Source organism: Pseudomonas sp. MD195_PC81_125, from assembly GCF_014060985.1.
Classification (GTDB): domain Bacteria; phylum Pseudomonadota; class Gammaproteobacteria; order Pseudomonadales; family Pseudomonadaceae; genus Aquipseudomonas; species Aquipseudomonas parakoreensis.
Genome location: NZ_JABULD010000596.1, coordinates 1 through 7,099 on the forward strand (window position 1 = coordinate 1; position 7,099 = coordinate 7,099).

Annotated in this window: 5 protein-coding genes and 2 pseudogenes; 1 reads left to right on the forward strand and 6 read right to left on the reverse strand. The window is 60.3% G+C overall.

Translation table 11 applies throughout. The features are described 5' to 3' along the window. Positions 1–95: 95 nt before the first annotated feature. From HT737_RS24210 to puuE, 6 genes and pseudogenes are all read right to left on the reverse strand, one after another. On the reverse strand, positions 96–1,454 hold the full coding sequence (locus tag HT737_RS24210; RefSeq protein ID WP_047292943.1) for a nucleobase:cation symporter-2 family protein: 1,359 nt from the start codon (positions 1,452–1,454) through the stop codon (positions 96–98). A gap of 192 nt (positions 1,455–1,646) precedes the next feature. After that, complete coding sequence (locus HT737_RS24215; RefSeq protein WP_041068826.1) at positions 1,647–2,963, reverse strand: urate hydroxylase PuuD; 1,317 nt, start codon at positions 2,961–2,963, stop codon at positions 1,647–1,649. Between the two features lie 51 nt (positions 2,964–3,014). Continuing rightward, positions 3,015–3,519, reverse strand: a pseudogene (locus tag HT737_RS24220) (ureidoglycolate lyase). A 155-nt stretch (positions 3,520–3,674) separates the two neighbouring features. Beyond that, positions 3,675–4,672 (reverse strand): annotated as a pseudogene (alc, locus tag HT737_RS24225) (allantoicase). Between the two features lie 88 nt (positions 4,673–4,760). After that, positions 4,761–5,276 (reverse strand): 2-oxo-4-hydroxy-4-carboxy-5-ureidoimidazoline decarboxylase, encoded by a 516-nt coding sequence (gene uraD / locus HT737_RS24230; RefSeq protein WP_047292945.1) that lies wholly within the window; start codon positions 5,274–5,276, stop codon positions 4,761–4,763. Next, positions 5,273–6,199 carry an allantoinase PuuE gene (gene puuE, locus HT737_RS24235; protein WP_182404156.1) on the reverse strand — a complete coding sequence of 309 codons (927 nt, stop codon included), beginning with the start codon at positions 6,197–6,199 and terminating at the stop codon, positions 5,273–5,275. Before puuE ends, uraD begins: the two co-directional genes overlap by 4 nt. A gap of 419 nt (positions 6,200–6,618) precedes the next feature. On the opposite strand from puuE, the gene uraH reads away from it, so the two are divergent. Then, positions 6,619–6,972 (forward strand): hydroxyisourate hydrolase, encoded by a 354-nt coding sequence (uraH, locus tag HT737_RS24240; RefSeq protein WP_007913983.1) that lies wholly within the window; start codon positions 6,619–6,621, stop codon positions 6,970–6,972. Positions 6,973–7,099: the final 127 nt, after the last annotated feature.

Genomic DNA, 7,099 nt, shown 5'->3' on the forward strand with positions numbered 1-7,099 from the left:
TGCTCGCGAAGAGGGCGTGTCAGTCGCCATCACTGTTGAATGACACAACGCTTTCGCGAGCAGGCTCGCTCCCACAAGGTTTTGTGGTGACTTGGTTAATGCTGATGTGCGTGGCAGTCGTTGATCGCGGCGCGTTCGGCGCCGCCGAGGATGTTGAACAGCAGGTTCAGGGTCAGTGCGCTGAGCGTGGCCATGGCGATACCGCTGTGAGTGATCGGGCTCATCCACAGCGGCAGATGCGCGAAGAACTCCGGACGCACCACCGGGATCAGGCCCATGCCGATGCTCACTGCCACCAGCAACTGGTTGCGACGGTCACCGATGTCGGCTTCCTGAAGAATCTTGATCCCGGTGGCAGCGACCATGCCGAACATCGCAATCGCCGCGCCACCCAGCACTGCCGGTGGAATCGATGCGACGAGGAACGCCGCTTTCGGCAGCAGGCTCAGCACGATCAGCAGGCCACCGGCGACGATGGTCACCGAGCGGCAGCGCACGCCAGTCATCTGCACCAGGCCGATGTTCTGTGCGAACGAGGAGTGGGTAAAGGTGTTGAAGAAACCGGCGACGAACGAGGCGCCGGCATCGCACAGCAGGCCGCGACGCAGCATGCGTGGGCAGACTTCCTGACCGGTGATCTTGCCCAGCGCAAGGAACATCCCGGTGGACTCGACGAAGATGATCACCACCACCAGACACATCGACAGGATCGGCGCCAGTTCGAATTTCGGCATGCCGAAGTGCAGCGGGGTGACGAACTGAACCCATGGCGCGTTGGCCATGCCGCTCAGGTCGACCATGCCGATGGCGCCGCAGAGCACGTAGCCCAGGCACATGCCGATCAGCACGGAAATATTGACCCAGAAACCGCGCATGAAGCGGTGGATCAGCAAAATGGTCGCCAGCACCAGCGCGGCGATGGCCAGATAAATCGGTGAACCGAATTGCGCCGCGGCGGCTCCGCCACCGGCCCAATTCACGGCCACGGGGAACAGCGACAGACCGATCGAAGTGATGACCGTGCCAGTCACCAGCGGCGGGAAGAAGCGCACGACTTTGGACATGAACGGAGCGATCAGCATGCCGAAGAAACCGGCGGCGATGGTCGCACCGAAGATCCCTTGCAGACCGATACCGGGCATGCCCGCCATGGCGACCATGCTGCCGACCGCCGCGAAACTGGCGCCCATCATCACCGGCATGCGGATGCCCATCGGGCCGATCCCGAGCGACTGGACGATGGTGGCGATACCGGCGACCAGCAGGTCGGCGTTGATCAGGAAGGCGATTTCTTCACGACTCAGGCCAGCGGCCTGTCCGATGATCAACGGCACCGCGATGGCACCGCCGTACATCAGCAGAACATGTTGCAAACCGACCAGGATCAGTTGCAAAAGGGGCAAACGCTGAATGGCGGGTGCGTCGGGGATGCGCGCTTTGGACAGCTCGGACATGCAACACCTCGGATCTTTTTTATTCTTGTGATTAACAGCTGTCGGGTTGCTCACAGCTGTTTCTTTGCATCAGGTCTGTGGCGAGGGAGCTTGCTCCCGCTGGACTGCGTAGCAGTCCCTGCTCTTCAGGCAAAGAGAGGGGCCGCTTCGCGACCCAGCGGGAGCAAGCTCCCTCGCCACAATTTGTGTTGCTTAGTTGGTCTGGGCTCCCTGCGCGATCCATGCACCGATCAGGTCACGTTCCTGCTGGGTCATCTGTGTGATGTTGCCCAGTGGCATGATCTGCGTGGTGATGGCTTGCGCCTGGATCCGCGCCGCGTTCTGACGGATCTGCTCGGGGGTGTCGAACATCACACCGGCCGGTGCCGCGCTGAACAACGGGCTGGTCGGTTTGGCCGAGTGGCAAACCGCGCAGCGTTCCTGGATCACGTTGTGCACCTTGTCGAAGGCCGGACCGGCGTTGGACGCTTGCGCCGGTGCCGCAGCCGGGGCTGCTGCTGGCGCCGCAGGTGCCGCCGCTTCAGCCGGTTTCGCGCCACCTCCCAGTGCCGTTTCCGGCAGCGGTTGGTACTCGATTTTCGCGGGTGCCTTGGCCACGTCCGGTGCGGTCGGCATCGGCGCCGGGCCGGTGACGTACGCCAGGGTGATCATGCCCACCGCTGCCACGGGCAGGGTCCAGGCAAACTTGTGGCTGTCGTGACGGGTGTTGAAGTAGTGACGTACCAACACCGCCAGCACCGCGATCCCGGCCAGGATCAGCCAGTTGTACTGGCTGCCATAAGTGCTCGGGAAGTGGTTGCTGATCATGATGAACAGCACCGGCAGGGTGAAGTAGTTGTTGTGACGCGAACGCAGCAGGCCTTTGGCGGGCAGCGCCGGGTCCGGCGTGCGGTTCTCGGCAATCGCCGCCACCAGTGCACGCTGCGCCGGCATGATGATGCGGAACACGTTGCCGACCATGATGGTGCCGATGATCGCGCCGACGTGCAGGTACGCTCCACGACCGCTGAACACTTTGCTGAAGCCATACGCCGCGCCGATGATCAGCACGAACAGGATGAAGCCGAGCAGGGCCGGTTTCTTGCCAAGGGCCGAATCGCAAAGGAAGTCGTAGATGAACCAGCCGGCGATCAGCGAACCGATGCCGATGGCCACGCCTTCAGGGCCGGTCAGGCCGCTGCCGGGTGCCACGAGGTAGAGCACGGGGTTGGAGTAGAACACCACGCACAGCAGCGCGATCCCCGACATCCAGGTGAAGTAGGCTTCCCATTTGAACCAGTGCAGGTTCTCCGGCATCGACGGTGGGGCCAGTTTGTATTTTTCCAGGTGATAGATACCGCCGCCGTGGATCGCCCACAGATCGCCGGCCAGACCGGTTTTCGGGTTGACGCGGTTGAGGTTGTTCTCCAGCCAGACGAAGTAGAACGACGCGCCGATCCAGGCCACGCCAGTGATCATGTGAACCCAGCGCACGCTCAGGTTCAGCCATTCCAACAGATGTGCTTCCACAGTCTTTACCTCTCGCCTGTCACTCTTGTTGTCGAGTGATCAGACCTTCTCTTATTGGTGGGGGGCGAGGATCAACCGCTCATCCTCTTTGAAAAAAATGCTCATCGCAGTTATTGCCTGTGCCACTGCGATCAACCACCAGGAAGTCATCCCGCTTTTCGATCGTCAGCACCGGGTGGTGCCAGACGCCGCGATGGTAATTGATGCCCTGCCTGCCGTTGGTGACGAAGGCGCGGACCAAGCCTGATACAGGTACATCGCCAAGTGGCGCGACCACGATCAGAAAGGGGTTGCCGAGCAGCGGAATGAAAGCCTGGCTGCCCAGCGGATGGCGTTCCAGCATGCTCACGGTCAGCGGCATGTCCTGCGCGTCGGCGCGGAAGATGCTGATGATCGCGTTGTCCTCAGGCGTAGCGGTTTCGACCGTCGCCAGTTTGTGGAAGCGCATGGTCGAACCGTTGTTGATCATGAAGTGGTCGCTGCCGTCGGTTTCGATCACGTCACCGAAGGGGGCGAAGGCTTCTTTGGTCAGCGGTTCAATCTGTAGTGTGCGCATGCTGTTCTTCTTATCCAAAATTCTGTGTTGTTCAACTTGTCAGTGCGTCTTGCGCGATCCCTGTAGGAGCTGGCGAAGCCTGCGATCTTTTGACTTTGTTTTTTAAGATCAAGATCAAGAGATCGCAGCCTGCGGCAGCTCCTACAGGCTCAGCATTACTTCGCGACCTTGCCCAAAACGCGCAGGCGGCTCACACCACCATCCGGGAACACATTGAGTCGGATGTGGGTGATCGGGCCCAGTGCCTTGATCTGCTCGACGAAGGTGTGTTCGGCGTGCATTTCCAGTTTCTGGCTCGGCAGCAGTTCGCGCCAGAACAGCGACTGGGTTTCGATCTGGCTGTCGGTGCCGCCCTTGACGAACGCGCCCTGGATCGAGCAGGTGTCCGGGTAGTTGCCCTTGAAGTGCAGGGTGTCGACGATGATTTTTTCGATCTCGCCCGGGTGGCCCAGCGCGACGATCACCCAGTCATTGCCCGGGGTGCGACGACGTGCGGTTTCCCAGCCGTCGCCCATGTTGATGCCACGGCCCGGGTTGAGGATGTTGCTCATGCGGCCGAAGTGTTCGTCGGAGCAGGCGAGGGCGCGGCCACCGTTGAGGGCTGCTGCCAGGTCGACTTGCTCGTTGTCGCCAACTGCGGACCAGTCGCGGAACGGAATGCCGTACACGCGCAGGACGGGCGACACCGCCGTCCGGGTAGATGTTGAAGCGCAGGTGGCTGAACGCTTTTTTCGTTGCTGATTTCATGGTAGTGGTGGCTGTTGCCCTGCAGCTCGACGGCCGACAGCACTTCAGTCCACTGGGTGTTTTCGTCCGGCTCGCCGGAGGCCAGGAAGCACGCTTCCAGCGAGGCCGATGGCGGGAAGTTGCCGGTGAAGAATGAAGTGTCGATGTCCACGCCTTTGATCGAACCTGGTACGCCCAGGCGGATTACCGCGCTGTCGTAGCCTTCGAAGCGCTTGCGGCGCGATTCCCAGCCATCCATCCACTTGCCGTTGTCGTCGAACACACCCTCCTTCCACACGGCCGGGGTCGGCTGAAACAGACGATTGGCGTCTGCGAACCAGTCATCGGTGACCGAGATGATTTTGGTGCCCAGACGGGCATCGGCCAGGTTGACGAACTTCTCGAAAGGTACGGCGTAAGCTTTCATTCTTCTTGTCTGCCTTTAATAAGTTGGCTGGGGATGCTTGCAAGGCCCTGGGTGCTCTCCGCGTTTGACGCACTCGGGCCAGGCTTCGCTAGAGAGTCAGTAAACGGAACAGGGCGATCTTGTTGATCTCCGCCAGCGCGCATTTGAATTCGGTGTCGACCGAGTTGTGAATGCGCGTTTCGAACGCCGCGAGGATCTGATGCCGGTTGCTGCCTTTTACCGCCATGATGAAGGGAAACTTGAACTTGGCCTTGTAGGCGTCGTTCAGCTCGGTGAAGCGCTGGAACTCTTCGGCCGTGCATTGGTGAATACCGGCGCCAGCCTGTTCATTGGTGCTGGCTTCGGTCAGTTGGCCCTGGACGGCGGCTTTGCCGGCCAGGTCCGGGTGAGCGTTGATCAGCGCAAGCTGGCTGGCGTGATCGGCGCTCAACAGGATGTCGCTCATGCGCTGGTGCAGGGTTTCGATCTCGTCGATCGAAGCGTCCGCGCCCAGGTCGTAGGCCTTCTCGGCCACCCATGGCGAATGTTCGTAGATGTCGGCGAAAGCGTTGACGAAAGCGTCGCGGCTCAGGGTCGACGGTTGCAGGGTTTGAAAGCGGCTCATTTTGTGGCCCCTTGATACGGATGGGTTTCGTGCCAGTGGCGCGCAATATCGACGCGACGGCTGAACCACACCTGTTCATGACTTTTGGCATATTCGATGAAGCGCTTGAGCGACGCCAGACGCGCCGGACGGCCGATCAGGCGGCAGTGCAGACCGATCGAAAGCATCTTCGGCGCTTCGGCGCCCTCGGCGTAGAGCACGTCGAACGCGTCTTTGAGGTATTCGAAGAAATCGTCGCCCTTGTTGAAACCCTGCACCTGGGTGAAGCGCATGTCGTTGGTGTCGAGGGTGTACGGGATCACCAGGTGCGGCTTGCCGGTCGGGTTGTTCGGTTCCCAGTAGGGCAGGTCGTCGTCGTAGGTGTCGCAGTCGTAAAGGAAACCGCCTTCTTCCATTACCAGGCGCCGGGTGTTCGGGCCAGTGCGGCCGGTGTACCAGCCCAGTGGGCGTTCGCCGGTGAGTTCGGTGAGGATGCGGATCGCTTCGAGCATGTGCTCGCGCTCCTGCGCCTCATCCATGTACTGGTAGTCGATCCAGCGGTAGCCGTGGCTGCAGATCTCGTGGCCGGCTTCGACCATCGCGCGGATCACATCCGGGTGGCGCTGGGCGGCCATGGCCACGGCGAAAATGGTCAGCGGAATGTCGAATTGCTTGAACAGTTTCAGGATCCGCCAGACGCCGGCGCGGCTGCCATACTCGTAAAGCGATTCCATGCTCATGTTGCGCGCGCCTTGCAGCGGCTGGGCGGCAACCATTTCCGAGAGGAAGGCTTCGGATTCTTTGTCGCCGTGCAAGATGTTGCGCTCGCCGCCTTCTTCGTAATTGAGTACGAAGGACAGCGCGATGCGCGCGTTGCCCGGCCAGTGTGGGTGAGGAGGGTTACTGCCGTAACCGATCAGGTCGCGTGGGTAGTCAGCGCTCACTGCAGTCTTCCTTCTTATTCGTTGACAGGTTTGTGTAACGGCCTGCGCAGGCTGGCGTCACAGCGATGGGCTGATTGTATACAACTTTATTCGCAATTTGTAAGCCTGAATTTTTGCATTTTTCACCGACTGTCATCTTTTGCTGCTAATGGCGTGAGCTGCAAGAAACCTGCCTGATCAGTCAGCTAATGGCTGTGAGGTTCAATACTCTGGCGCTTGAGGGGCAGATCAAGGTGAAACACCCGAATGGCGGGGGTGGTGCGAAAAATGTCGTTTTTATTGTGTACAATTTTTTTGAAAAGTGTCTTAATCAGTCGCTCGCCGCAGCTTTTCGTGCTCCGAATCGGTGCGGTCTCCTTTTACCTGACTTCGGGAGGCGCGAAGTCTGACTGCTCTTTGCGGTCAGGCGCGCAGAATCAATGGGACGTTTGACAACACACGTTTTGGACGCTGCACACGGTTGCCCGGGCAGTTCGATCAAGGTCGAGCTGTACCGCGTTGAAGGTTCGCATCTGGAATTGGTTGCCAGTGCCGTTACCAACAGCGATGGCCGGGTCGATGCGCCGCTGCTGCAAGGCGATGACTACCGCACCGGGGTCTATCAGGTGCAGTTCCACGCCGGCGATTACTACCGCGCCCGTGGCGTGCAACTGCCGGAACCGGCGTTCCTCGACGTGGTGGTGCTGCGTTTCGGCATCTCCGCCGAGCAGGATCACTACCACGTGCCACTGCTGATCTCGCCTTACAGCTATTCCACCTACCGGGGCAGCTGACCCCCAAGCAGCTGCCCCCACCGGGAAGCGACTGCGCATATAGCTTCTTTGGTCTTTCGCCCGCTCACACTGCGGGCTTTTTTTTGTCTGCCTTAAAGTCAAAAGATCGCAGCCTGCGGCAGCTCCT